Source organism: Streptomyces sp. 3MP-14, assembly GCF_006334905.2.
GTDB lineage: Bacteria > Actinomycetota > Actinomycetes > Streptomycetales > Streptomycetaceae > Streptomyces > Streptomyces triticirhizae.
Window position 1 is genome coordinate 151,755 of record NZ_VDLZ02000003.1, and the last position, 26,182, is coordinate 177,936.

Here is a 26,182-nt window from a genome sequence, read left to right on the forward strand (position 1 = left end):
GCGCCGGTGCGTAAAGGGGGTGAGGGCGCGCCCGGCGCGGGCCGCCGAGGTGAACGACGCGGAGGGAGAGGCACGTTGGCGGACTTCGCGATGGACTACGACAAGCTCTACGCCATGCAGCGCGGCCTGCACGCCCTGGTGGAGCGGGCCGACTCGGCGGGCGGCCTCGGGGTGTGGGAGGAGGTGGGCGGCGGCACGGCCAGCTCCAACGAGTCGCTCTTCGGGGACTACAACCTGTCGTACGAGTTCCAGATCTTCTACGGCCTGTCGCGGACCCGGATCGACGAGGGCAAGGACAAGTTGGAGCGCTTCGGCGACATGTTCGGAGGCGTCGCCGACGCGCTGCTCACCCAGGACTCGATGATCGCGGGCAACGCGGCCGTGATGGCGGGCCAGACCATCTTCGACCGCTGGCTGGCGGAGAAGGAGGCCGTCGAGGACTGGGAGCGGCGCGACGAGGCGTGGAACGCCTACCTGGAGGAGATCGGCGCCGCCGACTACTTCGCGGAGCACCCGGACGCCAACATCTGGGAGGTCTGCTCGGCCACCGACGCCCCCGACTGGTGCCAGACCTGGCGGGACGACTACGGCGAGGACCGCCCCTCGCCGCCGGGCGAGCGCCCGGAGGACCCGCCGGAGCACCCGCCCAGCCGGATCAGGATCGGGGACGAGGAGGGCGGCACGGTCGAGGTGGAGCTGACCTACGACGACGACCACAACATCGTCGGCGAGAAGACCACCGTGGACACCGGCGACGGCAAGTCGGTGACCACCACCGTCGAGTACGAGGGCCCGCCCGACCCGAGCGACCCCGACAACCCGGACGAGTCCTTCGACCGCCGCGACTACACGATCACCACCGTCAACCCGGACGGCAGCGAGACCGTCGCGGACGTGGTGATCAACGACGACGGCTCGGGGACCCAGACCGTCACCACCACCTCGACCAACGACGACGGCGAGGAGGAGGTCGAGGTCACCGAGTACACCCGGGCCGGGCCGAGGGGCGACGACGCCGAGTGGGTGGAGGTGGACGGGGACGACGACTGACGGCCGGCCGGCGGCCGGTCACCGAGCAGGGACCCCAGTCACGACAGGAAGCGAGTGGTCATGCCCAACATCAGCATCACCTACGAGGACGTGGACTCCGCCGCGTCCGCGATGAAGACCGCCAACGACGACACCATCAGGCCGGCCAAGGACGCGGCGAAGGCGGCGATCGACGACGCCCTGGGCACCTCGCTGGTGCTGCCGGAGACCAACGCCGCGATCACCGACCAGTACAACATCCTCCACGAGCAGCTCAGCCAGCTGTGCGACGCGATCGACAGCTTCGCCGACCAGTTCGTCGCCATCAAGGAGGGCATGATCGACTTCGACCAGCAGTACGCGGAGAACATCCGCAACCCGAAGTGAGGTCGGGACCATGGCAGACATCTCCGCCGACTACGCCGGGATCGCGGAAACCGCGGGCAAGCTCAGCACCCAGTGCAACATCATCGTGCCCGAGATCTACAGCCTGCTGAGCCGGGTGGGCACCCTGCTGGACGACGGCCTGTATCTGGAGCAGGCGTCCCCCGCGCTGAAGACCGCCTACGAGGAGTTCAGCAAGTCCATGCACATGGCGGCCAGCAACATCCAGAACTGGGCGAACCTGTTCACCGGGCTCAACGACGCCTTCCAGAACAATGACGCCGAGTTGTTCGCGGCGACCCTCTCCAGCATCGACGGGGAGGGCGGCCTGGAGCTGACCGCCGAGGAGGTCACCACCGACACCGAGGACCCGCCGGAGTGGGGCCCGCCGAACGGTGACCTCGGCGGCACGCCGGTGACCTGGAACGAGGACCGCTCCGCCATCACCCAGGGCTGACGTTCCGCGAGCGCTGGCGTTCCGGGAGCGTCGAACGGCCGGGCCCGCACGCCGGGTTGAGCGTGCGGGCCCGGCCGTTCGCGCGGCGCCGCCGGTCAGCGCCGCCGGTCAGCGCCGCGGGGTCAGCGGAGCACGGTCAGCGGAGCACCGTCAGCGGCACCTGGACCGCCGTCAGGCGCCCGTCCCGCTCGGCCGTCCAGGCCCGTCCGGGGACGGGCGCCGGGCGCAGCTGTTCCGCCGTCAGCCGGGCGCCGATCAGCTCGCCCTCGTTGAGGTTCTTGGGCCCCAACAGCAGCCCGCGCCGCCCCCGGCGGGCCACCCCGATCCAGCCCATGGTGGTCATCCCCTCGGCCGGGCCGGCCAGCAGCAGCCCCAGGCCCCGGTCGCGGCCGGAGGAGCCGACCGCGCGCAGCGGCCGGTCGACCCGGCTGTTGACGAGGAGTTCGGCGTCGTCGACCACCACCACGGCCGGCCGGTCGCCCAGCTCGGCCAGCGCCTCCTCCAGCGTCTCGGGATCGGGGTCGACCTCGGCGATCACCCGCGCCAGCCCGTGCCGGGACAGCTGGCGCAGCGGCGACTCGCGCGGGGTGAGCACGACCAGCGCGGTGCCGCCCATCACCAGCGAGACGCACATGGCGGCCAGCGCCGTGGAGCGCCCGCTGTGCGGGGGCCCGGCGACCAGGAACGATCCTGAGCCCTCGGCGAAGTCGTAGCCCAGCGGGCCGCCCTCGTCGCCGCCGACGCCGAGCAGCGCCCACAGCGGCCGGCGCCGCTCGTCGTCGATCCGGTCGGCGACCTCCTGGAAGCCGACCATGTCGGGGAGCGCCGCCACCGTGAACGGCCGCGACTCGTCGGCCACCCCGCCGTCCCGCAGCGTCGCCTGCCGGCCGATGGCACGCAACGCGTCCGCCTGGTCGCCGTTCTTGGCGAGCGCCGACAGCGGCAGGGTGAGGATCTGCCCCTCGACACCGCCGGGCGAGGACCAGCCGCGCCCGGGCGGCACGTGCTCGGGCACCATCCGGCGGTTGACGCCGACCACGCCGTAGTCCATGCGGTCGGGCTGGCGCAGCAGCAGCCGCCGGTCGTTGTGCTGGCCGGCCCGCCCGCCGAGCAGCATCCGCTCCGAGGTGGCGATCACGTGCAGCCCGGCGGTGGCGCCCTCCCGCAGCAGCCGCAGGAGTTCGTCGGTGGTCCGGCCGCCGTCCTGCTTCTCCAGCATGGTCACCAGGGCGTCCCAGCCGTCGATCAGCAGCAGCAGATGGGCGGGCCGCTCGGGCGCGGGCAGCCGGGGGCGCAGCTCGCTGAGGGAGGTCACGTCGTGCCGGGCGAGCAGCGCCTGGCGGCGGGTCAGCTCGTCGACCAGCCGCCGGACCAGCCGGTCCAGCCGCTCCCCGTCGTGCCGGGCCACCACGGCCCCGCAGTGCGGCAGGGCCTCCAGCGCGGCCAGGCCGCCGCCGCCCGCGTCGATGCCGTAGACGTGCAGCTGGTCGGTGGTCAGGTGCAGGGCGGCCGAGCCGGCGATGGTGCGCAGCGTCTGGGTGCGCCCCGAGCGCGGCGCGCCGACCACGTACAGGTGGCCGAAGGAGTCGAACTCGATGTGCCCCAGCCGCTGGTCCTGGTGGGCCGGCAGGTCGAAGAGGACGTACGGCACGGGCGGCAGCGCGGTCGCGCCCGGCCTCGGGTCCTGCTCCGGGGCGGTGAGCGGCACCTCCTTCGGCAGCGGCGGCAGCCAGGGGCGGCGCTGCTCGGCGAAGTCGTCCAGCGCTTCGGCGGCGGCGCGCACGGCGGCGACCAGCACGGTCAGTTCGGTGGGCGGGTCGCCCGCCGTCCCGTCGCCGGCCGGTTGTGGTCCGCCGGCCGCGTCGGTCGCGCCGGCCGCGTCGGCCACGTCCGCCGTGTCGGCCCCTTCGGCCGCCTCGGGCTCGCCCAGGGCGGGCGGCTCGTGGACGACCTGGGGCGGCGGCAGCGGCTGGCCCAGCTGCTCCAGGCTCAGCTCGGCGCCGCGCGCGGTGCGGGGCCGCGCCCGCTCCGCCGCGCCCTCGGCGTCCTCGGGCGGACGTTCCGCGCCGGCCCAGGCGGTCTGGAACGGCAGCGGCGGGCCGTCGCCCCGGCGGACCAGGGCGCGGCCGGGGGTGGCGGGCGAGATGGCGGCGGCGGAGGGCGCGTTGATGATGTCGGTGGACTCGGTGCGGTCGGTGACCCGCAGCGCGATCCGCAGGTTGGTGTTGGCGCGGATCTCGTGCGAGACGGCGCCGGCCGGGCGCTGGGTGGCCAGCAGCAGGTGCAGGCCCAGGGAACGGCCGCGCTGCGCCAGGCCCACCAGCCCTGGCACGAACTCCACCAGCTCCCGCACCAGGGTCGCGAACTCGTCGATGACCAGCAACAGCCTGGGCAGCGGGGGGAGTTCGGGCTCCCGCGCGCGCCTGGCCTGGTACTCGCGGTGGTCCTTGACGCCGACGTCGGCCAACACCTGTTCCCGGCGGCGGAGTTCGGCGTCGAGCGAGGCCAGGGCCCGCTGCACCAGGTGGCCGTCGAGGTCGGTGATCATCCCGAGGGTGTGCGGGAGTTCGGCGCACTCGCGGAACGCGCTGCCGCCCTTGTAGTCGATCAGCACGAAGGTCAGCTCGTCGGGCCGGTTCACGGCGGCCAGCGAGGCGATCACCGTCTGGAGCAACTCGGACTTGCCGGAGCCGGTGGTGCCGCCGATCAGCCCGTGCGGCCCGTCGGTGGCCAGGTCCAGGAACGTGGTCCCGTCATAGCCGGCGCCGACGGGGAAGCGGGTGCTGGCCGGGGTGCGGCGCCAGGCGCGCACCAGGGCGGCCGGGTCCGGGGGCTCCTGGCCGAGCAACGGCAGCAGCCGCACCTCGGACGGCATCCCGGCGTCGGCCTCCACGGTGACGTCGCGCAGCGGGGCCAGCGCGCGGGCGGTCTGCTCGCACCACTCGGGGGTGACCTGGTCGGCGCGGATGTCGGGCACGCTGGGTGTGCCGGAGACCCGCATCGTCAGCCGGTTCCCGGCGGCGGTGACGACGGCGGAGCACTCCTCGGGCAGCAGGTGTTCGCGCTCGTCGAGGCAGAGGCTGTAGATCCGCACCTGGGGGCCCTGGCGGAGGATGCCGACCACGCCGGGGACGTCGCGCAGTCGGTATGCGCCGTCCATCACGACCAGCACGTCGGGTTCGCCCGGCACCGCCTGGCGCCCGGTCGCCTGGCCGGCGGCGGCGAGCCGGGACTGGACGTCCGCGTACAGCTCGCTGACCCGGCGGGCGGTGGACTCCGGGTCGCGGCCGAAGGCGACCAACGGGGCGCGCGCGCCGGCGCGCACCGGGCGCAGGTGTTCCAGCCAGCGCGCCCAGGCCCAGTCGGCGGTGTGCGCCTCGTCGGTGAGCACGACGATCCGCAGGTCGCGGGGGCTGTGCAGGACGGCGGACTGGGCGACGGCCCAGCGCGCGACGGCGCGCACGGTGCGGTCGGTGCCGGTCATCCCGAGCACGCCGAGCAGCGGTAGTTCGGCGCCGACGGGCACGTCGGCCAGCCGCCAGTGCACCTGGCGGTGGTTGCTCTCCCTGGCCTGGTCGGTGATGCGCTTGAGCGAGGCGCGGGTCACGGTGCCCAGCCGGAGGGTGAGGTAGTCGGCGTGGTGGCGGCGGCGTTCCCACAGTTGGCTTCCCGGTCCCGAGGCGGTCAGCAGCACGGAGGCCGGGTCGGGCGAGGTGTTGTTGCGCTGCTGGCGCTCCTCCACCGTGGCGCGGCGCATCTCCCGTTCCAGCGCGGCCCGCCGCAGCCGGTAGCGGCGCAGCTGGTCCTCGTGCCGCTTGCGGTTGGTGCGGCGGCCGATCATCCAGTTGCCCAGCGCCATCAGCGGGGTGAACAGGATCAGGATGAGGAAGTAGAAGGAGCGGAAGATCGCCACCATGGCCATGCCCATGATCATCGGGGAGATCATCAGCATGAAGGGGAACGGCCGGGGCCCCTGCGGCGCCGGCGGCCCGGGGAGGCTGAGGTTCTCGGCGTCCAGGTGCGGCAGGATGCGCGGCGGCCGGCTGTACTCGACGGCCAGCCCGTCCTCGGCCGGCCGGACGGCCGCGTCGGCCTCGAACGGCGGCGCCAGCCGCAGCAGATGGTCGCCGAGGGTCAGGTCGGCGAAGAGCGGCCAGCGCACCGCGCCGTCGTCGGGCGGCGGCCGGTGTCCCGGCGGCGGCAGCGGCGGAGGAACGGGGAGGCCGTCCTCGCCGGCGGGCGGGGGCTCCTCGCTGTGGCCGCCGGGGCCGCCGTCGCGGGCGCCGGCGGGCTCCTCGTCGGTGAGTGGGGTGCCGGTCTCGGGGTCGACCGGCGGGGGCGGGGTGAGGCTGCGCAGCCCGCACCGCTCGGGGTCGGCGTCCTCGGGCAGCCGGAAGGTCACCGTGCCGTCGGTGTGCACCGTGATCCAGGTGCCGGACCCGGGGGTCCCCGACTCCTCGGCCGGCACCCCCGAGGCCCCCGGTCCCGCGGGCTCCGGGTCGGGGTCGGCGAGGCGGACGGCGCAGCGGCGGTCGGTGCCGACCTCGTAACTGCCGGGCCCCAGCCGCCACACCTGGCCGGCGCCAGGACCCGAGACATGGCGCAGCTCCAGCAGCACCGGGTCGGTGGCGGGCGGGCGCCAGGCGTGCGCGGCGTCCTCGTCGGCGGGCACGGGGGCGCCCAGGCCGAGCAGCGCGCCGTCGCGCACGCCGCCCGCGCCCAGCGGGGTGCCGGAGTCCAGCGGCCGGTCGCCGAGGTAGAGGCGGGGGGTGGCCAGCACGGCGGCGAGTTCGCCGACGGTGGCGTCGCTCGGCAGGTCGAGCAGGTGGTCCCTACGCCGCCCCTGGGGGTCGGCGGTGGTCAACGTGAGCTTCAAGGGCCTTCCAACGGACGTCGAGAACGAGTCGGAACGGTGCGGGAACGAGCGGGAACGGTGCGGGGGCGGGACGTGGGCCGGACGTGGGCGGGGGACGTGGGCTGAACGTGGGCGGGGGACGTGGGCTGAACGTGGGCGAAACGGAACGGTGCGGGTACGGAACGGTTCGGGCGCGTCAGGGCCGGGTGGAACGGGCCGAAGGGACGGGGGCGTTGGGGCTCTCCGGCGCCTCGGCCGGCTCGACCTCGTCCCCGTGCTCGCCCTCGCCCTCGGCCTCGTCCTCCCGCTCGGCGACCGGCGGCGCGGTGCCGGCGGTCGCGGTGGGGGCCGTGGGCAGCGGGTCGCCCTCCTCGGCCTCCTCGTCGGCCTCCTCGTCCAGCTCAGCGAAGGTGCGCGCGCTGCCCTCGGCCCCGCCGCCGGGTGGCTCGGGGGGCAGCACGGGCGGAATGAGGGAGAGCACCCGCGCCACGGCGCGGCCCAGCGCGTTGCCCTCGGCCACCAGGGGCGTGCCGACGACGGTCAGCTGGCCGGCGCCGTCGGTGAGCAGCGTCCGCAGATAGGCCCGGCCGCCGCCGCGCAGCAGCAGCCGCAGCTCGGGGAACTCGCCGGGCGGACCGGTCAGTTCGGGCGGCAGCGGGGCGGGCGGCTCGACGGCCGAGAGCACCGGCGCCAGGCCGGCCCGGGGACGCAGCCGCGTCGCGGTGCGGTAGGCGGCGCGGACCGGCAGGCCGTCGAACCCGCGGTGCACCCCCTCGGCCACCACCACCATGCCCTCGGGCAGCCGCACGTCCAACTGCGCGGTGAGCGCCTGGTGCAGGGCGACGGCGGCCCGCGCCTCGCCCTCGACGCAGACCACGGGCGGCCCGGACGCCAGGTCCAGCAGGACGCACGCGCCGCCGGTCTCGCCGACGGCCACCAGCACCGGGGGCGCGAGGCCGGGCACGGGGACCACGGGGGGCAGTTCGGCGCGCTCGGCGCTCCAGTGGTCGGCGGGGTCGCCCTCGGCGACCCACCAGGGCCCGTCGTCCGGCGGGTCGGCGCCGGGGCCGGTGAGCAGCACGGTCACCAGCCGGTCGGTGACCAACACGGCGTAGGGAACGGCCCCTTGGGGCCCGGCCGCCTGGCGGGCGGCGGCCAGGGCCAGTTCGGCGTCGCGCCAGGTCTCGGGGGCGCGCAGGCCGTGCACCAGCGCGCGCAGCGAGCGCCGGTGGCGCAGCCAGGCGCGCACGGGTGCGGCGAAGGCGTGTGCGGTGATGGCGCACTCCCGGCGCAGCCGGGCCCAGGCGGCGCGCCAGCCGCCCAGCCGCATGGCCACCGCGCGAACCACCAGGAAGAGCACCAGCAGCACGGCGAGCAGGCCGAGCACGCGGAAGATGGTCTCCCGGTGACGGTTCAGGAAGTCGATGGGGTCGGTGGTCCTCATCCGGCCGGGAACTCCCGTCGCAGGGTGGACAGGGCGTAGTGCAGCCGGGACTTGACGGTCCCCTTGGGTATGCCGAGTAAGCGCGCCGTCTCGTCCCGGGTGCGGTCGCAGAGGTGGACATGCGCCAGCACGGCGCGGTGCCCGGGGCTGAGCCGGGCCAACGCCCCGACCAGGGCGGCGCGGTCGGCGACGGACTCGGCCACGTCGGGGCCGGCGGCGGCCTGTCGCAGCAGCCCGGTGGGGGTGATGCCGACGGGCACGCTGCGCTCGCGGCGGCGGGCGTCCACCGCGAGGTTGCGCGCGACGACGTGCAGCCAGGCGGCGAGGCGGTCGTCGTCCTGCCGCGACCGGCCCTCCTCGCCGGCGCCGGCGAACTCGTCGGCGGCGAGCCAGGCGCGGAGCATCGTCTCCTGGACGATGTCCTCGGCGCGGTGCGGGTCGCCGTCGGTGAGCCGGTTGACATAGCGCAACAGACGGACCCGGTGCCGCTCCGCCGCCGGCGGGCGCGGGGCCGGACGGGCCACCGGCTGCGGGACCGGCATCCGGGGGAGGGCGACGGCCTGGTGGGGCTCGCCGCGCGGGGCGGGCACGGCGGCCCGTCGGGCGAGGGGGCGTGATGACTGAGGGTGAGACATCGCTTTGGGCTCCAACAGCGCGCTGCGGAAGGGCGCCTCCGAGGCTAGGCCGGGAGGGACCGACGAGGGTTTCGGCTGCGTTGCGTCCCTTGCTTTTATAGGGGCGAAAGACACCAGATGTAGCTCAAGGAAAGCTCTGAACTTGATCTGTCTCATTCGAAACGCTGTCAACTCCCGTCAAAAACCGCGCTGGTGAGGTGCCATCGGGTGCTGCCCCGAGCGTCGCGGCGGCCGGGCGCCCCGCCCGGCCCGCCCGTTCCGCCCCCGCCCGGCCCGCCGGCGCCCGGCCGTGGCCCGCACCGGCTCAGCCGAACTGGACCGACCGCTTGGCCAGCCCCATCCAGAAGCCGTCGATGACGCTGCGCTGCGCCGTGAGGTCGCCGGTCGCTTCGGCCGCCCCCAGCGCCACGAACAGCGGCGCGAAGTGCTCGGTGCGCGGGTGCGCCAGCGCCCCGGCCGGCGAGGCGTGCGCGAAGTCCAGCAGGGCGTCCGCGTCCCCGCCCTCCAGCGCCCGCCGCCCCCAGTCGTCGAACTCGGCCGACCACCCGGGCACGCCGTCCTCCCGGAGCGCGGCGAGGTTGTGGGTGAAGAAGCCGGAGCCCACGATCAGGACGCCCTCGTCGCGCAGCGGCGCCAGCCTGCGGCCCACCGCCATCAGCCGCTCCGGGTCGAGGGTGGGCAGCGAGACCTGGAGCACCGGGACGTCGGCCTCCGGGTACATCTCCACCAGCGGCACATAGGCGCCGTGGTCCAGGCCCCGGTCCGGCACGTCCCGCACCGGCAGGTCGTCAGAACGGAGCAACGCCCGTACGGACGCGGCCAGTTCGGGTGCGCCGGGCGGGGCGTAGCGCACCCGGTAGTAGCGCTCGGGGAAGCCCCGGAAGTCGTAGACGAGCGGGACGGGCGTGGTGGCGCCGAGGGCCAGCGGGGCCTCCTCCCAGTGCGCGGAGACCATCAGGATCGCGCTGGGCCTGGGCAGCGCGGCGGACCAGGCGGCGAGCTGGCCGGGCCAGAGCGCGTCGTCGGCCAGCGGCGGCGCGCCGTGCGAGAGATAGAGCGCGGGCATACGCCCCGACGCGGGTGCGACGGACACGACAGCTCTCCTTGAAGGTTCAACTTCTCTCGGCCAGCGTACTCCCCGTCGCCCACTCCACCGGCGCCGCCCGGCCTGGAGACGGCCCGTCATCACCGGGAAGCGGGCTACGACTTCCGGCCATCACCGCCTCACCGCCTACACGGCCGACGACGCACACCCGCAAGCGCAGGACCCGCCCGCCTGCGCGGCCTGGGTCGAGGTGCGCGCACACGCGCTGGAACCGGAGCTGTTGCTCACGGCCCTCAAAGCCGGGCACTTCAACTCCAGCACCGGCCCGCAGCTGTTCGACGTCCACTTGACCGAGGAGACCGTCGAGGTGCGCTGCTCGCCGGCACGCGAGGTCTTCCTCTCCGGCGGCGCACCGGGCGCCCGGGTCGTGGCGGGGACGGCGGTGACGGAGTGCTCGTGCCCCGAGCTGTCACATTCCGGGGCGCCTCGGCGTCTCAGTGGGGAGACGAACACTGCGTCCACCGAGCGGAAGGCCCGGTGGGTGTTCCTCTGGTTTCTCGGGAGATCCGCCATGACACGCACGAAGAAGTTCATCGCCGCGCTCTGCCTCGCCCTTGGCCTCGTGGGCGCCGTCGCCACGCCGTCCCTGGCCGACAAGCAGAAGCCGGTCTCCGGCGCCGATGTCGCAACGTTCGGCAACAGCAGGCCCTGAGCCAAGGGACCGCGACCGGTTCGGGCCGGCCACCCCGGCGGTACACCTTCTGACGCGGAGACGCGTCGGAGCACTGGCGTGTGGTCACCTTCGCGATCAGCGAGGTGACCGCACGCCCGAGGCCGGCCCGGCCGGGACGTCGTCGGGCGGGGGACTACGGGCAGGCGGGGCCCGCCTCGGGAGGGGGCTACGCCCCCGGTTCCGGCCTCTTCGTCGGCATCGCCGTCCCGGCGGCCCGGGCGCCCGGTTGCCCGCTGTCACCTCCGCCGCCCGCGCGCCAGGGCCCTGGCCGCCGTCACCTCCGTCGGGGGCCGGGCGTTCAGACCTCGATCGCCAGGCGGCTGATGCGGCCGGCGTGGAGGGTGAACTGGTAGCGGAGGGTCACGGTGCCGCCGGGGAAGCTGCCGTCGAGCCTGATCCGGACGACCGGATGGGTGGGGTCGGTGACGCGCTGGCCGACGCGGGTGCTGGTGTAGGTGTACGCGGTCGATGACCTTTCGAGCCAGGCGCGGATCGCCTCGGTGCCCTCGTGGGTGCCGCCGTCGTCGAGGACGGTCGCGTCCGGGGCGAAGGCGGCGAGGGCGTCGGCGTGCCGGTCGGCGTCGTGGGCGTCGAGGAACGCGACCACCGGCGTGGGCAGGGTCGCGGGGTCGTAGTCGGTGAAGGTGTCGGCCACGGGGTGCTCCGTTTCAGGTGGTGCGGACGGTTCCGCCGTCGACGACGATGTCGGCACCGAGGATGCTGGCGGCGGTGTCGGAGGCGAGGAACGCGATGACGTCGGCGATCTCCTCCGGGGTGGCGAAGCGGCCCAGCGGCACGCCGCCCAGCGCGGCGACGAGCGAGTCCCAGGCGGCGTCGCCGTCGCCGTCGAACCGTTCGGTGAGGCGCTCGACGAGGCGGTCGGCGGCCTCGGTCTGGATGCCGCCGGGGGAGACCGAGTTGACGCGGATGCCGTGGGCGGCGAGTTGGCCCGCCAGGCCCTTGCTGTAGGTGCGCAGCGCCGCCTTGGCCGCCGCGTAGGCGAGGGTCCCGTCCCACAGCGGCATCCGCGCCTGGATCGATGCGACATGGATGATCGTTCCCCGGCCCGCTTCGATCATCGCCGGAACGAGTGCGCGGTCCAGACGAACGGCCGACAGCAGGTTCAGGTCCAACTCCCGTGCCCACTCGGCCTCGCCCAGGGCGGCGAAGCCGCCGGCCGGCGACCCGGAACCGCCCGCGACATGCACCAGCACGTCCGGGGCGCCCAGGGCGAGAACGCGCCGGGCGGCCTCGGCCGCCGCGTCGGGGTCGGTCAGGTCGGCGGGAACGAAGCGAACGGCCCCGTTCTCCGCGTCCCCGTCTCCGGGGGTGCGGGCGATGACCGTGACGTCCATCCCCGAGGCGCGCAGCCGGCGCGCCACCGCCGCGCCCGTCCCCCGGGTCCCGCCCGTCACGATCGCTCGCGGGGTTGTCACTTCTATTTTCGCAGTCATGGTGACTGCTAGATTAGCAGTGAGCGGTGGACGCGTCGAATGGTGGACGCGTCGAATGGGGGCCGGCGGGCCGGAGGGCCGGCTGGCCGGCGAGGACTGGAGGAGGGGCGGAATGTCGCCACGTGTGCGAGGCGAGGACCGCGAGTGCCCGCTGTCGACGGCGGTCTCGTACGTCGGTGAGTGGTGGACGATCCTGATCCTCCACGACTGCTTCGACGGCTATACGCGCTTCGATCAGTTCGAGGCGAACATCGGGCTGTCGTCGAGTATGCTCACCAGCCGGCTCAGGACCCTCGTCGACAACGGCATTCTGACCAGGCGCGTTTACCAGGAGCGGCCGAAGCGCTACGAGTATGTGCTGACGGAGTTCGGGCGGTCCCTGCGGCCCGTCCTGGTGGCCCTGGCCGCGTGGCGGAACGCCCAACTGGCCCCGTCCGAACGGGCGATGGTGCTCGTGGACACGGAGACCGGCCGCGAGGTGGAGCCGGTGACGATCGATCCGGCCACCGGACTGCCGGTGTCGGACCCGCGCTTCGCGTTCCGCGCCGGCCCGGCGGCGGGCGAACGGATGCGGGCACGCTACGCCTCCCCGCCGCCCGGCGCCGGGCGCGGCGCTGCGGAGGGCGGCTGAACGGGGGGATGGGGGAGGGGGCGTGGCGCCACTCGACGGCGCTTCCTTCTGCCCGCCCTCCGCTGGTCGCTCCAGCGCGCGCTTTCTGGGCGGTATGCCGGAGGCGGCGGCTGTGTGGCGCGGACGCGCCGGGCCGTTTCGCCCTGCCGTATGTCGTTTCTTGGCGCGGGACGAGCGGTCTTGAGCAGCAGAGTGTCATCAAATGCACACCCCCTGTCGAAGTTGATCGGGGCGTAGGGCATACTGCTCGGTGTCTCTCTGGCACGAGAGCTTCACGGTGCGTAGTCCATCTGATGGTCTGCGCCCGCTCGTTCCGTGGGACGTTGCCTTGGCGGCTGGACGGCTGGACGGGAGCCGGTGGGAGCCACGGTCCGAGCCACCGCCGATGAAACGAGGGGGGGGAACCACATGACGCGTGTCGTGATGACCGGGAACTGCGGGCAGGGGGGCGCCGGATGACCTTCTGGCCGTCGACGCCGGTGGAGCCGGACGCGGAACAGGCAGGCCAGTACCCAGCGTTGGGGTTCGTGCCCTGTCCTGGTAGGCAGAGCGCCATTGACCATGTGGCCGAGCAGGTCAGGAGCACCACCACTGCGCTCGGCGACATCGTCGCGCTGCTGCGCGGGGCCGGGCAGGGCCAGTGGCGCGGGCAGTCGGCCGAAGCCTTTCGTGAGCGCTTCGACGACGACTTCAAACCCAAGGTGGAACAGGTCCACGAGTCTTTCCTGCTCGCTGCACAAGCACTGGAGGAATGGGCTGAGTTCGTGCCGGGGCAGCAGCGTGTCGCTCGCTCCCTGGAGGGGCAGGCCCAGGAGATCCAGACCTCCTTAGACGCGTTACCTCCCGCACCTGGCTGGGACGAGCTTCTCGGTCGCGAGGATGACCAGCGCGATGGGGGCGATGCGGAGAACCAGGAGGAGGCCGAGCGAGCGGCCCGGGAGCGGATGCGACTGCTGGAGCAGCATCAGCAGTTACAGGAACAGCTGGCCGAAGTGCGCCAGCAGGCCGAATGGTTACGCGACTACTTCATCGAGCAGGGCGACGCCATCGCCGACCGTATCGCTCGGGCGATGGCGATGGCGCCCAACGAGCCGGGCTTCTTCTCGCGACTCGGTAGTGCTTTGGTCGATGCCGCCACCGATATCGTCGAGGCGGTTGGCGAGATCGCGACCGCCGTCGGTGAGTGGATCGTCGAGCACGCGGCGATGATCGCAGCCATAGGTGACGTGCTGTCGTTCGTCAGCACGGTGGTCGGGCTGGCGGCCCTGGTAGCAGGCCCAGCAGCTCCTGTACTCATCGGCGTTTCGGCAGGTCTCGCGGCCGGAGCGTTGGTCGCTCACGGTACGGCGCGGCTCGCCGGTCATGACGTTCCACTGCGCAGTTTCGGGCAGGACCTGCTCGGCGCCATCCCAGTGATCGGAGCCTTCGGCCGTACCGGCGCCGCTATCGCCCGTACGCAAGGGGCCAACACGCTGAACAACGTTGGCACGCTGGACAGTGTCATTGGGCTCGTTGAGGACCCTTCGGTATTTGAGAGCTTCGTTCCCACGAACCCACGCCAGTGGCTCCAGGCCTTCTCGGGAGGCCATCTGCTCGTCGGCTTCGAGAACGCCTGGCAATCCGGTGCTCAGGAAGGCTGAGTCATGCAACGACCGGGAGTGATCCATGCCCGTTGAGGACTACGTTCCCGCGTTTGACGGTGCCGCGGCCGTCGAGGTGAAGATTTTTCGGGATGTGCACGAAGTCATCGCAGTTGCCCATGAGTTCGGCTACGTCCTGTCCGAGCATCGAGTGCAGTCGACGGGGGGACCTATCCGGCTGCGGTTCATTCGCGATGACGGTGAGGTTGCCCAGAGACGGGCGGCGTGGGCGCGTTACCACTACCGCGTGAATGGTTCATGGTGGGCGACGGCGCTGCCTCCGGGCGTGCCCCCGGGGGCGATCTCGCCGCAGGAGGCAGGCAAACACCGGCTGAAACTGTTTCTCCTTACGCGCCATTCGCTGCCAGCCGTCAGGCTCCGAGCCGTACTGTTGATGATGGGGTTGGTGGTCATCTCGGTGTGGCTGTTCTTTGTCAGCTGGGTGCTGATTCCGCTCTGCCTTGGAGTGGGAGTGCTTTATCTGGTGAACAACCCGGTGGGGCCGGGGCGAAGGGCCGAACTGGAGGCTCGCTACCGAGGCGCGTTGGCGAGATTCGAGGCGCAGCGCGTGTTCTGGAGTTATGACGGAAGGGGAGAGAGCGGCTGATGTTCGCCAGTTTCGAGACACCCGAGTGGTTCGCTCAGCTGCCCATCGGGATGACACCCGAGGAGACCTACGCTCTGGCTGCCGAGCGGGCTCGGGCCTACGCGGGTGGGGATGCTGATCGGGAACGGTCCTACCTCAACGAGGTACATGCCTGTTCCCTCGCGATGGAGCGGGCGGGAGCCGTCTACGCCGGTGCGGTGATGGGCTATCTGGAGGACGAGCTGTCCCTTGCGGTACTCACCGTCGCAGTCCGGGAGTTGGACTACGGTCCTGATACTCGCGTCGCGGCGGAGGGCGTCCTGCAATCCCTGGTCGCGTCGCGAGGCCCGCTGTGGTCCGGCGACGTGTACCCCCTGCCCTGCGGGCAGCCGGCCGCAGTGGTGACCGGACCCCGGGGATTCCGGTCGCCCGGCATGGAGCCGTCCGAGGTGCCCTTTGCGGAGTTACAGGCGTACGTTCCAGTACCCGAAGGAAGTGCGAGCACCGAACAGCGGATGCTCATTGTCACCTTCAGTACGCCCGCCGCTGGACACTGGGAGCGGTATATGCCATTGCTGGTGAGGCTGTTGCGCAGCCTGACATTCTCCGAGTCGCGGACCTCCATGGCGACCGAACTGAGCACCGGCTGACGTGGCCACTCAGGTCTGCCCCACCCCATGTTCCCATCCAGCCCTCGGGAGGCATCTGTGAGCAGTAGCGACCTGTATCTGGACTACGAAATGCTGAGCACCAATCGCGACAACATCCGCAGTATCGCGCAGCTGTTGGAGCAGCCCTGCCGGGCCATGGCCGACGTCAATGGTTCCGACATGGGCGTGGACCGGTTGGAACAGCGGATGGATGACTTCGGCGATGAATGGGAGTACGGAATCGGCAAGTTGGCCGAGTTCTCCGACGCGGCTGCCACGTGCCTGGACGAAGTGCTGGTCGCGTTTCGCGATATCGACGAGGCGCTGGCCAGGACCTTTGACGAATGCTGAGTTGTCCTCGTTCTCGCCGGTCGGGAGGCCGGGCGCTCCTCGCCATCGCGGCGGGGGCGGCTGAGCCCTGCCCCCGCCGGCGGCACGCCCCCGCCGCCGGCGGGACGCCCCCGCCGGCGGCGGCCGGGCCGCCGCCGGTGTCCCGCCCCCGCGTGTATCTGCTTTGTATGCGTCCGCGCTTGAATCGCCGCGTCATCGAGCCCGGCAGGACAGGGGAGTAACCATGCGCAGACGTTCCCACAGGTTATGGGCGGCTCTGGGGGCGGTCGCCGCCGTGGTGGTGGCCGCTCCGCTCGCGGGCGCCGCGCCGCAGGGCGGCTCGGCGGAGGGTGGCTCGGCGGAGGCCGCCGCCTCGGACGTGGACGCGCTGGCGCGGCCCGCGTTCCGGATGCCGTTCCGCTGCGACCAGGTGTGGACCGGCAGCAACTGGAACGGCCACAGCCCGGCGCACTCCATCGACTGGAACCACTACGACGCCAACGGCAACCCCGACGACCTGGGCCGGGTCGTGCTGGCCAGCGCCGGCGGCCGGGTGGTGTCCTCGCACTACTCCACGACCACCGGCTACGGCAACACCATCGTGATCGACCACGGCGACGGCTGGCGCACCCGCTACGCGCACCTCAAATCCCGGGGCGTCGCGGTGGGCGCGCAGGTGACGCGCGGCCAGCGGATCGGAACGGTCGGCGCCACGTCCGCGAAGTACAACCTGTCGCCGCACCTGCACTACGAGCAGATCCACAACGGCTCGGTCGTCGTCTCGGTGGTGCAGGGCGTCCGCTGGTCCGACTTCCTCAAGCGCACCCAGCGGAGCACCAACAACTGCTGACCCACCGCCCGCGCGCCGCCCCGCGAGGCGCCCACCCTGCGGCCCGTCAACCCGCCCGAAAGCTACGCGCGTTGACGGGCCGCGTGGTCAGCGCACCCCGCGGAGCTTGGCGTCGACCAGCTCGGCCTGGTCGCGGGCGTCGAGCCGGCGCCAGGCCGACAGGGAGCGGTGGAAGTAGCGCCGCGCCGTGTGCTCCCGCCCGGTCGCCCGGTGCAACTCGCCCAGCAGGCACGCCACCCGGGCCTCGGCCCGGCGGTCGCCCAGCTGCCGCTGCGCGGCCAGCGCGTCGACCAGCAGCGCCGAGGCCCGGCCCGCGTTGCCCTGCCGCAGGCACAACTCCCCGATGCTCTGCCGCACATAGGCGGCGCAGTGGGTGTCGGCCAGCTCGTCGAAGATGTCGAGGGCGCGTTCCAGTTCGCCGTGCGCCGCGTGCGGCTCGCCGCGCTGCTCGTGCGCCACCGCGATCCGGCGGCGCACCTGCGCCTCGCGGTGCCGGTCGCCGACGTCGCGGGAGAGTTCCAGGGCGCCGGCCAGCCAGGGCGCGGCGGCGTCCGGGTCCCGCCGCTCCAGCCACACCGAGGCGATGGCGTTGTGCGCCACCGCCTCCCCGTGCCGGTCGCCGGCCGCGCGGAAGTCGCGCAGCGACTCGGCGAACGTGTCGAGCGCGGCGTCGAGGTCGCCGAGGACCCGGTACACCGAGCCGGCGCCCACGGCGGCGACCGCCTCCCCGGACCGCAGGCCCAGCGCGGCGAAGATCTCGCGCGAGGCGACGAACGCGGCCACGGCGTCGGCGTAACGGTCCTGGTAGAGGTGGAGTTGGCCGAGGTTGCGGAGCAACGCGGCGGCGCGGGCGTCGGTCGGCAGCGCGGCGGCGCGCGCGTCCACCGGCGGCACGGGTGGCGCGAGCGGCGCGGGCGGGGCAGCGGCGGTGGCGTTCGGGGTCCCGGCCGGCGCCGGCCGCATCGCGTCGAGGACCAGCCGGTGGGTGCGGAGCCACTCGTCGTAGTAGCCGCGCATGTCGAAGAAGCTCGCCAGCTCAATGGCCAACTCGGCCGCCCGCGCCACCTCGCCGAGCCGCAGCGCCGACTCCACGGCCGCGACCAGGACCCGGCGTTCGGTCTCCAGCCACTCGACGGGCCTGGCCCGCACGGCCGGCGCTACGGCGGCGGCCGGCCCGGTCGGCGGCACCGCCTCGCCGAGGACGCCGAGGAAACGGGTGGGCATCGCCGCGTTGGCGCAGCGGGCGAGCGCGATCAGGGCGTCGAACGACCGGAGTTGGCGGGTGCGCCGCAGCTCGGATCGTTCCTCCTCGGCCAACTCCCGCGCGTAGCAGCGCAGCAGGTCGTGCATCCGGAAACGCCGCAGCCCGAGCGGGTCGGTGGCCACCACCTCCACCAGGTGCTCGTCGAGCAGCGTCTCCAGGCCGCCGGGCCGCTCGTCGGCGTGCCCGGCCGCCACCGCGACGAGCCAGCCGGCGACCGGCTCGTCGGGCAGCTGCCCGAAGACGCGGAACGTCTCGGCCGCCGGCCCCGGCAGGTGGCGGTAGCTCAACTCGGCGCTGGCGCGCACCTCCAGCTCGCCGGTCCGCAGCTGGTCCAGCCGGCCGCGCTCGTCGTGCAGGAAGTCGGCGAGGGTGCCGAGCGTCCAGCCCGGCCGGTTCGCCAGCCGGGAGCCGGCGATCCGCACCGCCAGCGGCAGCGCGCCGCAGCCGGCGAGCACCCGGTCGGTGTCGGCACCCGCCCGCCGCAGCCGGTCCGGGCCGACGATGGTGGCGAGCAGCGCGCGGGCGTCGTCGAGCGGCATCACGCCGAGCGGGCAGTGGTGCGCCGGCAGCCCCGGCAGCCGGCGGCGCGAGCTGACGATGACCGCCGAGCCGCCCGTGCCGGGCAGCAGCGGGCGCACCTGCGCGCCGTCCCCGGCGTCGTCGAGCACGATGAGGAACCGGCGTTGTGCCAGCCGGGAGCGGAACAGCGCGGCGCGTTCGCCCAGTTCGGCGGGGATGGCACCGTCGATGACGCCGAGGCCGCGCAGCATCTCGGCCAGCACGTCGGCCGGTTCGCGCGGCTGGTCGCTCATCCCGCCCAGGTCGACGAAGAGCTGCCCGTCGGGGAAGGCCGCGCGCACCCGGTGCGCCACGTGCACCGCCAGCGTCGACTTGCCGGAGCCCGGCGGCCCCGACACCACCAGGACCACCGGCGCGCCGCGCGCCGCCGACAGCCGGCGCTCCAGCGCGCCGACCTCCTCGGCCCGGCCGGTGAAGTCCGGGATGTCCACGGGGAGTTGGCAGACCGGTGCCGGCGCCGTGGCGCGCCGGGGCCCGGCGTAGCCGTTGACCTCGGCGCCCACGGTGCGCAGCGGCGCGCTGGGGGCGACGCCCAGCTCGGCGGCGAGCGTGCGTTCCGCCCTGGCGTAGGCGTCGCGCGCCTCGGCGGTGCGGCCGGCGCCGTGCAGCGCCTGCACCAGCATCCGCCACAGGTCCTCGCGCAGCGGGTCGGCCACCAGCCGGGTGCGCAACTCGGCGACCAGCGGCGGGTAGTCGCCCAGGCGCAGCCGCACCTCAAGGCAGCGGTCGGCCGCGACCGAGCGCAGCTCCTCGGCCCTGGTGACCGCCGGGTCCCAGACCACGCTGGGCGGCAGGTCGGCGAGGACGCCGCCGCGCCACAGCGCGAGCGCCGCCTCGTAGCCGTGCAGCGCGGCGGTGTCGTCGCCGCGTTCGTCCGCCGCCCTGGCCTGGTCGAGGCGCCGCTCGAAGAGCGACATGTCGACCTCGTGCGGCGCGACGTCCAGCGCGTAGCCGGCCGGCTCGGTGCGCAGCCCGTCGGTGGGAACGCCGGCGGCCGTCAACGCGCGTCGCAGCGTGCGCACATAGGTGCGGACGTTGGCGACGGCGGACCGGGGCGCGCCGCCGGGCCACAGCACCTCGGTCAGCAGGTCCAGCGAGACGAACCCGCCGGGTTGGAGCAGGAGCGTGGCGAGGACGGCCCTCGGCTTCGGCCCGCCGACGGGGACCGTCGGGCCGGCGGCGGGGGCCGTTGGGCTGGCGGCGGGCACGGTCGGGCCGGCGGGCGCCCGCACCTGGAGGGGCCCCAACACCCCGAACGTCGGCTCCCCCATCGGCGCGCCTCCGCGATCGTCCGACAACTGCGGCGAGCGTACTGGTGTCCGAAGGTCCGGGAACAGAGTGCCTGCGGGGGCGGGGCGCCGGGGCCACGGTGCGTCGGCCCCGGCGCGGAACGGGGCGCGGCGTGGCGGGAGTTGGGGCGTCAAGGGGACAGCGGCGGGGACAGGGGAGGGGCCGGCCGGCGCTGCCCGGGACCGTCGGAAGCGTCGGAAGCGTCGGAAGCGTCGGGAACCTCGGGAGCGGGGGCGGGCTGCCAGCCGGGGCCGCGGAACATCCGCCCCGCCCGTTCCCGCCAGCCGTGCGCGGCGCGGAGGTCGCGGGCGATGGCGGCGTACTCGTGGGTGGCGACGCGCAGCGGGTTGTGGGTGGTGATGTTCTTGGTCAGGCCGTAGACGGGCCGCTCTACCTCGCCGGCCCAGGAGCCGAAGAGCCGGTCCCAGACGATGAGGATGCCGCCGAAGTTCCGGTCCAGGTAGCTGCCCTGGGACGCGTGGTGCACGCGGTGGTGGGACGGCGTGTTGAGGACGAACTCAACGGGGCGGGGCAGCCGGTCGATGCGCTCGGTATGAATCCAGAACTGGTATACGAGGTTGAGGGAGGAGCAGAACGCGAGGGCCGCCGGGTGGACGCCGAGCGCGATCAGCGGCAGGTAGAACGGCCAGGACGTCACGCTCGTCCAGGGCTGGCGGAGCGCGGTGGTGAGGTTGAACTTCCGGCTGCTGTGGTGCACCACGTGGCAGGCCCACAGGACGCGGATGACGTGGTGGCCCCGGTGCGACCAGTAGTAGAAGAAGTCCTGCGCGAGCAGCATCAGCGGGACCGTCCACCACGTCAACTCGACCCGGAGCGGGGTCAGTTCATAGACGGCGGTGTAGATCGCGACGATCGGGATCTTCCACAGTATGTCGAAGAAGAGACTGCCGAGGCCCATGCTGAGACTGGTCGCGGCGTCCTTGGTTTCGTATCCGGCCTTGTCATCGTCGGGATGGAGGCGGTAACTGACCATTTCCACGACGGTGAGCAGCACGAACGCCGGTATGGACCACAGCACGATATCGGGCAGGTTCGGCATGGGACGACCGTAGAGCCGGGTGCGGGACCCGGCTAGCCCCCGTTACCGACAAGTAGAACGAGGCGGGGCGGGCCGGGCGTTGTCAGTTCCCCACAGAGGTGGCTCAGGCGCGTTCGTTGGTCTCGGCCGGTTCGGCCGGTTCGGCCGGTTCGGTCGGTTCGGCTGGTTCGGCGAGCAGGGTGAGGTCGTTGTCGCCGGTGAAGGCCGGGCGCACGGTCATGGTGCCGGTGCCGGTGCCGGTGCCGGTGCCGGTGGCGTCGCCGGTTCGGAGGGGCGCGGCGGGGTGGGCGTCCGTCCTGCGGCGGTCGGGGGTGTCGCCGGCGATGCGGGCGAGCGGGGCGGTGTGGCCCTCGGGGGTGGTGAGGTGGAGGCGCCAGGTGCGGGGCTCGGCGGGCGCGGGCGCGGTCCGGGGTAGCGGCAGGTCGGCGTAGGCGAGGGTGGCGGCGAGCTGGCCGTCGGCGGTGGGGGTGACGGTCAGCGGGGTCTCGCGGCCGGTGGCGTCGCGCGCGGCGACGCGGCTGCCCGGCGCGAACGGGGTCCCGACCACGATGGTCGCGGTGGTGTCGGTGGTGCGGATCGCGGTGACCTCGGCGTGGTGGGGGCGCTGCCAGGTGCGGAGGGTGAGGTTGCCGTCCTTGGTGGGGTAGGGAATCCAGGCGGTGGCGCCCTTCGGGGTGGGGCGGGGCCGGGCGCCGACCAGGGCGGCGGTCTCGACGAGGCGGGCGGCGAGGCGTTGCGGCTTCGGCCGTTCGGCGGTGGCGAGGAAGGCGTCCCAGCGGCCCTCGGCCAGGGTGTGCTCGGCGCGGTGGACGGTGGCGCGGCCGTGCCGGTCGAACGGCACGCGGACGGACCGGCGTTGGGGGTCCCTGCGCAGCCGGAGGAGGAGTTCGCCCCGGGTGGGGCGGTCGAGGGTGACGGTGAGGGAGCCGTCGGGGGCGGCGACGGCGTGGGTGGTGGGGTGCTCGGGCGGCGCCGGTTCGGGGCGCGGCTCCTCGGCGGCGGCGGGGCGGGCGCCGAACAGGCTCCGCAGGCGGGCGAGTCGGCCGGTGCGACCGGCTCGGGCGGCGGGGCGTAGCCGGGCCGTCAGGTCCTCGAACTGCTGAGCAATCAGGTCGGGGGAGTAACGCCGGGCGGTGGCCAGCGCGTTGGCGGCGAGGTGGCGGCGGAGCGCCTCGTCCTTCATCAATGTGCGCAGGCCGGCGGCTATGCCGGGCACGGCGTCGTCGTCGGGGTCGCCGCCGGCCGGGACCAGGTAGCCGTCCCGGCCGTGGGTGATGAGTTCGGCGGGGCCGTGCGGGCAGTCGGTGGAGAGGACGGGAACGCCGCAGGCCATGGCCTCGACGATGGTCAGGCCGAACGACTCCCACTGCGAGGTGACGGCGGCGACGGCGCCCTTGGCCCACTCGGTCTCGATCGGCGCGACCGCGCCCATGAGGCGGGCCCGGTCGGCCAGGCCGTGGCGGGCGATCCGGGCGCGGAGGGCGGGCCGTTCGGGGCCGCGTCCGTAGATGCGCAGGGTCCAGTCGGGGAACTCGTCGGCGAGCTGGGCGAAGGCGTTGATCAGGCGGTCGTAGCGCTTGGTCGCCACCAGGCGGCCGGCGGCGACGACGGTGCGGGTGGTGCCGGTGGCGGGCGAAACCTCGGGCAGCGGTGAGCAGTTGGGGAGCCGCTCGATGAGGGTGCGGGCCTCGGGCAGGGCCTGCCGGTAGGCGGTGGCGTCGGCCGCCGAGACGGGGGTGAACGCGTCGAGGAGCGGGACGGCCTCCAGCCGGAGGGCCTGGCCCTCGGGTGGGCGGGTGGCGAGCGGGGCGTGCTCCTGGCCGATGCGCAGATAGCGGCCGGTGCCGTAGTGGCCGAGGTAGACGCTGAGGGTGGGTCGGGTGGACACGACGACGTCGGCGTCGAGTTCGGCGAGGTGCGCGCGGACGCGTTGGTCGCTGAGCAGACTGACGCCGTCCTGCCAGGCGGGCAGCAGTTGGCTGGGGCGGGAGGCGGCGGGCAGCGACGGGTCAGCCGAGCCCTCGCGCTCGTCGATCAACGCCTCGACGGGCACGCGGGGATCGAAGGCGAAGCTGGTCGTGTCGCGGTGACGGTAGAGACTGGTGATGCTCACCGTGTGTCCGCGTTCCGCCAGGCCAGCGGACAAGTTTGCTACGGACCGGATGGTGCCGCCGATGCCGTAGGCGTTGTTCAGCAGGAACACGACCTTCACGAAAGCCCCCCACAGGCCATGCGACGCACCCGTCCCCCACGTCTGCGTCACCGTTTGGTTGATGGTTCGTCATGGTGGCACAGGGGGTTACGGGGTGTTGACGTACAGGCGTCAAGTGGGTGGGGGTGGTTGCGAGGTGTTGGTCGAGGGTGCGTCGCCGAGTCAACTCCGCTGTATACACGATGAGTTGAGCGAGCCGGCGAGGCGTGATGTACGCGCTCGGTCGCGACGGCGTGACGCCCTGGTGGTCGATACGGTGTGGCGCACATCACGATCACCGTTGATCTGAATCTTCTTGGTTATGCCTGAATGTCCATCAGCCTCGATCTGTTCGTGTCGTTTGCGTCGCCATAGAGTGACGGCCCGTCACGCCTCCATGGGGGGATGTGTGTGATCCGTGGAGGGGGTTCGACCGATGCGTGGGTCCGGAAACCTGGGCGGGACGAGACCGCTGCGGCTGGGCAGGGTTGCTCCCGCTGCGCGGGGGACGGCCGTCCGCCGAGGGGCGCCCGCGCGTTCCGCCGCCGCCCCGTCCCGGCGGGTGTCATTGGCGCTGGCGCTGTTGATGATCGGCTCGCTGTTGCAGGCCGCGACGATGAGCACGGCGACGGCCGACGACAGCGGGCGGCCGGAGTTGCCGGCGTCGGAGCCGTCGGTGCCCGGCACCGACGGGCTGCCGGTGCCGCCCCGGCCGGAGTCGCACGAGGTGACGCCGGCGCCCGAGCCGGCGGCCGCGTGGCCCGAGCCGGCACGGGTCGAGGTGCCGCTGCCCGGCGCCGCGAGCGCCGGGTTCAGCCCGGCCGTCGCCGACTCGGCGGTGCGGCTGGTCGCCCCCCGGGTGGCCCCGCCGATGGCCCAGCAGCCGCCCGCCGAGGGCGCGCGGGCCGGGCGAACGGCGACCGTCGAGACCTACGACCCGGCGGCCGCCGAGGCGACCGGCACCCGAGGTGTACTCCTCGCCGTCACCCTCCCCGAGGACGCCGGGAACGCCCAACAGACGGCCCCCGCCTCCCCGTTGAACCCGGCCGTCGCCCAACAGGTCGGCGTCGAACTGGACTACGCCGCCTTCGCCGACGCCTACGGCGGCAACTACGGCTCCCGTCTGACGTTCGTCCAGCTCCCCGCCTGCGCGGCGGAGCGCCCCGAGGACGCCGACTGCCGCGAGCGGCGGCCGGTCCGTTCCGTCAACGACACCGGCCGGCAGACGCTGACCGCCCCCGACGTGACGCTCGAACCCGGCGAGCCGCTGCTGCTGGCCGCCGTGGCGGCGGACGAGGGCGAGCAGGGCGACCACACGGCGTCGCAGCTCTCGCCGTCCGCCAGCTGGGAAGTCGGCCTCAACACCGGCGACTTCACCTGGTCGTACCCGATGCCGGCGCCCGACGTGCCCGGCGGCCTGGTGCCCGAGCTGTCGCTTGACTACTCGGCCGCGACCATCGACGGCCGCACCGGCGGCACCAACAACCAGGGCTCCTGGGCCGGCGACGGCTTCGACCTCGGCGCCGGCTTCATCGGTCTCCTTCGTGGATACCCCCGGCTTCAGCCGGGGGAGAGAACGAAGCTCGCGCGGAGCGGGGCAGGGAAAGCCGGTTCGCCGTTGGGGCGGACCGGCGTCCACCGGTCACCAAGCAACGTCCGGCGTCTACACGAGCGTTGATAGAGTGTGCGGTGTGACGCGGCAGGTCAGGCGGGCTTTTCGGTACCGCTTCTACCCCACGAGCGAGCAGGCGGTGGAGCTGTCGCGCACGTTCGGCTGCGTCCGCCTCGTCTACAACAGGGCGCTGGAGGAACGCACCCGCGCCTGGCACGGTGAGCGGCGCCGGGTCTCCTACGCGGAGTCGTCGGCGATGCTGACCGGGTGGAAGAGGACCGAGGAACTGGCCTTCCTGGCCGAGGTGTCCTGCGTCCCGCTCCAACAGGCGCTGCGTCACCTTCAGACCGCGTTCACCAATTTCTTCGGCAAGCGGGCGAAGTATCCGCGTTTCAAGTCGAGGAAGAGGTCCCGGGCTTCGGCTGAGTACACCCGCTCCGCGTTCACGTTCCGTGACGGGCAACTCACGCTGGCGAAGATGGTCGGGCCGTTGGATATCCGTTGGTCGCGTCCCCTGCCCGAGGGTGTGAGTCCTTCGACGGTGACGGTCTCCCGCGACGGGGCGGGGCGTTGGTTCGTCTCGATGCTGTGCGAGGACACGATCGCCCCGGCCCCGGCCACGACGAACGCGGTCGGTGTCGACGTCGGGATCGCTTCGCTGGTGACGCTGTCCACCGGGGAGAAGATCGCCAACCCGAAGCATGAGTGCCGGGATCGCGCTCGCCTGGCTCGCGCGCAGCGGGAGTTGTCGCGCAAGGCGAAGGGCTCCAACAACCGGGCCAAGGCCCGGCGCCGCGTCGCCAAGGTGCACGCCAGGATCGTTGACCGGCGTCGGGACCACTTGCACAAGCTGTCGACTCGGCTCGTCCGTGAGAACCAAACGGTCGTGATCGAGGACCTGTCCGTCCGCAACCTGCTGAAGAACCACTCGCTCGCCCGCGCCATCTCCGACGCCGCATGGAGCGAGCTGCGCTCCATGCTGGAGTACAAATGCTCCTGGTACGGGCGTGAACTGGTGGTGATCGACCGCTACTTCCCCAGCGCCAAGCTGTGCGGGGCCTGCGGCACGATCCGCGAGAAGCTGCCGTTGCACGTCCGGACTTGGACGTGTGAGTGCGGCACCACGCATGACCGTGATGGGAACGCGGCACGCACCATTCTGGCGGCCGGGCTCGCCGCGTCTGCCTGTGGAGACGGTGTAAGACCTCAACGGGAGTCCTCCCGGACAGGGCAGTCGTCGATGAAACAGGAAACCCAGCGGGCGACCACTGGAATCCCCTGCCTTTAGGCGGGGGAGGAAGTCAACGAGCGCCGCTATGTCTCCGACTGGGGCACCCGCTCCGCCCACCTCACCGGCACCGCCCGCGAGACGACGTTCACCTCACTCGACCAGGGCGCGGGCGAGGAGTGGCGCACCACCCAGCGCTCCCACAGCTATGACACCGTCGCCGGCCGGCTGGTCC

At 73.2% G+C, this 26,182-nt stretch carries 21 protein-coding genes; 12 read left to right on the plus strand and 9 right to left on the minus strand.

All coding sequences use genetic code 11. The features are described from left to right. Positions 1-75: 75 nt before the first annotated feature. The 3 genes from FH609_RS05250 to FH609_RS05260 are packed head-to-tail and all read left to right on the plus strand — an operon-like array spanning position 76 to position 1,870. Entirely contained in the window at positions 76-1,050 is a 975-nt protein-coding gene (locus FH609_RS05250) for a serine/arginine repetitive matrix protein 2 (RefSeq protein WP_139666004.1), read from the plus strand. A 60-nt stretch (positions 1,051-1,110) separates the two neighbouring features. Further along, a complete protein-coding gene (locus FH609_RS05255) occupies positions 1,111-1,416 on the plus strand; it encodes a hypothetical protein (RefSeq protein WP_139666005.1) in 306 nt (101 codons plus the stop codon). 10 nt (positions 1,417-1,426) lie between these two features. Further along, positions 1,427-1,870, plus strand: a complete 444-nt coding sequence (locus tag FH609_RS05260) for a hypothetical protein (RefSeq protein ID WP_139666006.1) — start codon at positions 1,427-1,429, stop codon at positions 1,868-1,870. Positions 1,871-2,006: 136 nt separating this feature from the next. Here FH609_RS05260 and FH609_RS05265 read toward each other — a convergent pair whose 3' ends face one another. The 4 genes from FH609_RS05265 to FH609_RS05280 all read right to left on the minus strand — a co-directional run bounded on the left by FH609_RS05265 (position 2,007) and on the right by FH609_RS05280 (position 9,870). Then, complete coding sequence (locus FH609_RS05265) at positions 2,007-6,746, minus strand: FtsK/SpoIIIE domain-containing protein (protein WP_139666007.1); 4,740 nt, start codon at positions 6,744-6,746, stop codon at positions 2,007-2,009. A 175-nt stretch (positions 6,747-6,921) separates the two neighbouring features. Next, positions 6,922-8,169, minus strand: a complete 1,248-nt coding sequence (locus FH609_RS05270; protein WP_139666008.1) for a hypothetical protein — start codon at positions 8,167-8,169, stop codon at positions 6,922-6,924. Continuing rightward, entirely contained in the window at positions 8,166-8,804 is a 639-nt protein-coding gene (locus FH609_RS05275; protein ID WP_226961418.1) for a sigma-70 family RNA polymerase sigma factor, read from the minus strand. Before FH609_RS05275 ends, FH609_RS05270 begins: the two co-directional genes overlap by 4 nt. A 304-nt stretch (positions 8,805-9,108) precedes the next feature. Continuing rightward, complete coding sequence (locus tag FH609_RS05280; RefSeq protein WP_139666254.1) at positions 9,109-9,870, minus strand: dioxygenase; 762 nt, start codon at positions 9,868-9,870, stop codon at positions 9,109-9,111. A 229-nt stretch (positions 9,871-10,099) separates the two neighbouring features. On the opposite strand from FH609_RS05280, the gene FH609_RS05285 reads away from it, so the two are divergent. Beyond that, positions 10,100-10,561, plus strand: a complete 462-nt coding sequence (locus FH609_RS05285; RefSeq protein ID WP_139666009.1) for a hypothetical protein — start codon at positions 10,100-10,102, stop codon at positions 10,559-10,561. 319 nt (positions 10,562-10,880) lie between these two features. Here the strand turns inward: FH609_RS05285 and FH609_RS05290 are convergent, their stop codons facing one another. Next, positions 10,881-11,237: a nuclear transport factor 2 family protein gene (locus tag FH609_RS05290; RefSeq protein ID WP_139666010.1), complete on the minus strand. Its 357-nt coding sequence runs from the start codon at positions 11,235-11,237 to the stop codon at positions 10,881-10,883. A 13-nt stretch (positions 11,238-11,250) separates the two neighbouring features. Next, complete coding sequence (locus tag FH609_RS05295; protein ID WP_139666011.1) at positions 11,251-12,036, minus strand: oxidoreductase; 786 nt, start codon at positions 12,034-12,036, stop codon at positions 11,251-11,253. Between the two features lie 112 nt (positions 12,037-12,148). On the opposite strand from FH609_RS05295, the gene FH609_RS05300 reads away from it, so the two are divergent. From FH609_RS05300 to FH609_RS05325, 6 genes are all read left to right on the plus strand, one after another. Further along, positions 12,149-12,667, plus strand: coding sequence for a winged helix-turn-helix transcriptional regulator (locus FH609_RS05300; RefSeq protein WP_139666012.1), 519 nt, complete (start codon positions 12,149-12,151; stop codon positions 12,665-12,667). Positions 12,668-13,122: 455 nt separating this feature from the next. Continuing rightward, a complete protein-coding gene (locus tag FH609_RS05305; RefSeq protein ID WP_139666013.1) occupies positions 13,123-14,307 on the plus strand; it encodes a putative T7SS-secreted protein in 1,185 nt (394 codons plus the stop codon). Positions 14,308-14,332: 25 nt separating this feature from the next. Further along, positions 14,333-14,914 (plus strand): hypothetical protein, encoded by a 582-nt coding sequence (locus FH609_RS05310; RefSeq protein ID WP_139666014.1) that lies wholly within the window; start codon positions 14,333-14,335, stop codon positions 14,912-14,914. Further along, entirely contained in the window at positions 14,914-15,543 is a 630-nt protein-coding gene (locus FH609_RS05315) for a hypothetical protein (RefSeq protein ID WP_139666015.1), read from the plus strand. The genes FH609_RS05310 and FH609_RS05315 overlap by 1 nt, the downstream gene beginning before the upstream one ends. A gap of 57 nt (positions 15,544-15,600) precedes the next feature. Beyond that, complete coding sequence (locus tag FH609_RS05320) at positions 15,601-15,894, plus strand: hypothetical protein (RefSeq protein ID WP_226961419.1); 294 nt, start codon at positions 15,601-15,603, stop codon at positions 15,892-15,894. 223 nt (positions 15,895-16,117) lie between these two features. Continuing rightward, a complete protein-coding gene (locus tag FH609_RS05325; protein ID WP_139666017.1) occupies positions 16,118-16,723 on the plus strand; it encodes a M23 family metallopeptidase in 606 nt (201 codons plus the stop codon). 87 nt (positions 16,724-16,810) lie between these two features. On the opposite strand, the gene FH609_RS05330 is transcribed toward FH609_RS05325, so the two are convergent. From FH609_RS05330 to FH609_RS32075, 3 genes are all read right to left on the minus strand, one after another. Continuing rightward, complete coding sequence (locus FH609_RS05330) at positions 16,811-19,837, minus strand: AfsR/SARP family transcriptional regulator (protein ID WP_139666018.1); 3,027 nt, start codon at positions 19,835-19,837, stop codon at positions 16,811-16,813. A 149-nt stretch (positions 19,838-19,986) separates the two neighbouring features. Next, on the minus strand, positions 19,987-20,916 hold the full coding sequence (locus FH609_RS05335) for a sterol desaturase family protein (protein ID WP_139666019.1): 930 nt from the start codon (positions 20,914-20,916) through the stop codon (positions 19,987-19,989). Between the two features lie 103 nt (positions 20,917-21,019). Continuing rightward, positions 21,020-23,128 carry a glycosyltransferase family 4 protein gene (locus FH609_RS32075; protein WP_139707850.1) on the minus strand — a complete coding sequence of 703 codons (2,109 nt, stop codon included), beginning with the start codon at positions 23,126-23,128 and terminating at the stop codon, positions 21,020-21,022. A 541-nt stretch (positions 23,129-23,669) separates the two neighbouring features. On the opposite strand from FH609_RS32075, the gene FH609_RS05345 reads away from it, so the two are divergent. Both FH609_RS05345 and FH609_RS05350 read left to right on the plus strand, forming a co-directional pair. Then, complete coding sequence (locus tag FH609_RS05345; protein WP_139666021.1) at positions 23,670-24,785, plus strand: hypothetical protein; 1,116 nt, start codon at positions 23,670-23,672, stop codon at positions 24,783-24,785. Positions 24,786-24,798: 13 nt separating this feature from the next. Further along, complete coding sequence (locus tag FH609_RS05350; protein WP_139666022.1) at positions 24,799-26,007, plus strand: RNA-guided endonuclease InsQ/TnpB family protein; 1,209 nt, start codon at positions 24,799-24,801, stop codon at positions 26,005-26,007. The last annotated feature ends 175 nt before the right edge of the window (positions 26,008-26,182 follow it).

What these genes read in the sequence shown, in the direction of transcription:
- FH609_RS05315 (WP_139666015.1), top strand. Translation starts at nt 14,914, where the DNA reads ATGTTCGCCAGTTTCGAGACACCCGAGTGGTTCGCTCAGCTGCCCATC.
- FH609_RS05335 (WP_139666019.1), bottom strand. Translation starts at nt 20,916, where the DNA reads ATGCCGAACCTGCCCGATATCGTGCTGTGGTCCATACCGGCGTTCGTG.
- FH609_RS05270 (WP_139666008.1), bottom strand. Translation starts at nt 8,169, where the DNA reads ATGAGGACCACCGACCCCATCGACTTCCTGAACCGTCACCGGGAGACC.
- FH609_RS05300 (WP_139666012.1), top strand. Translation starts at nt 12,149, where the DNA reads ATGTCGCCACGTGTGCGAGGCGAGGACCGCGAGTGCCCGCTGTCGACG.
- FH609_RS05255 (WP_139666005.1), top strand. Translation starts at nt 1,111, where the DNA reads ATGCCCAACATCAGCATCACCTACGAGGACGTGGACTCCGCCGCGTCC.
- FH609_RS05260 (WP_139666006.1), top strand. Translation starts at nt 1,427, where the DNA reads ATGGCAGACATCTCCGCCGACTACGCCGGGATCGCGGAAACCGCGGGC.
- FH609_RS05280 (WP_139666254.1), bottom strand. Translation starts at nt 9,870, where the DNA reads ATGCCCGCGCTCTATCTCTCGCACGGCGCGCCGCCGCTGGCCGACGAC.
- FH609_RS05305 (WP_139666013.1), top strand. Translation starts at nt 13,123, where the DNA reads ATGACCTTCTGGCCGTCGACGCCGGTGGAGCCGGACGCGGAACAGGCA.
- FH609_RS05310 (WP_139666014.1), top strand. Translation starts at nt 14,333, where the DNA reads ATGCCCGTTGAGGACTACGTTCCCGCGTTTGACGGTGCCGCGGCCGTC.
- FH609_RS05295 (WP_139666011.1), bottom strand. Translation starts at nt 12,036, where the DNA reads ATGACTGCGAAAATAGAAGTGACAACCCCGCGAGCGATCGTGACGGGC.
- FH609_RS05325 (WP_139666017.1), top strand. Translation starts at nt 16,118, where the DNA reads ATGCGCAGACGTTCCCACAGGTTATGGGCGGCTCTGGGGGCGGTCGCC.
- FH609_RS05330 (WP_139666018.1), bottom strand. Translation starts at nt 19,837, where the DNA reads ATGGGGGAGCCGACGTTCGGGGTGTTGGGGCCCCTCCAGGTGCGGGCG.
- FH609_RS05275 (WP_226961418.1), bottom strand. Translation starts at nt 8,804, where the DNA reads ATGTCTCACCCTCAGTCATCACGCCCCCTCGCCCGACGGGCCGCCGTG.